Source organism: Paraburkholderia sp. SIMBA_027 (assembly GCF_046535315.1).
Taxonomy (GTDB): domain Bacteria; phylum Pseudomonadota; class Gammaproteobacteria; order Burkholderiales; family Burkholderiaceae; genus Paraburkholderia; species Paraburkholderia tropica.
On sequence record NZ_JAWRWY010000424.1, the window covers coordinates 1 to 278 of the forward strand.

Sequence of the window (278 nt, forward strand, 5' to 3'; positions counted from 1 at the left end):
TGTTAGCCAGAAAAGCGCCAGTCGTCAACGCATATTGCGGAAAAAATCGGCGTCCGCTTCTTTTATTGCCCGAAAGACGCCGTGGACGAAATTTTCGAACACAACCGATACACCGGTTGTTAAATATAATCTTTTACTATCGAAGCCGCAGATACTGCCCGAACCACCGCGATCATCCGCATGTACCGGGATATGACGTGAATAACGACGAGTTTCATAAAGCGTCCCGAATGGACGAAAACGAACGGCGATCTGGCCAGCAGCCGCCAAACCGCATG

1 protein-coding gene is annotated in these 278 nt (G+C 50.0%); it reads right to left on the reverse strand.

From position 1 onward, the window contains the following. Positions 1–24: 24 nt before the first annotated feature. The coding region (locus SB764_RS39675; RefSeq protein WP_410866707.1) for a hypothetical protein at positions 25–278 on the reverse strand (254 nt) is incomplete at its 5' end.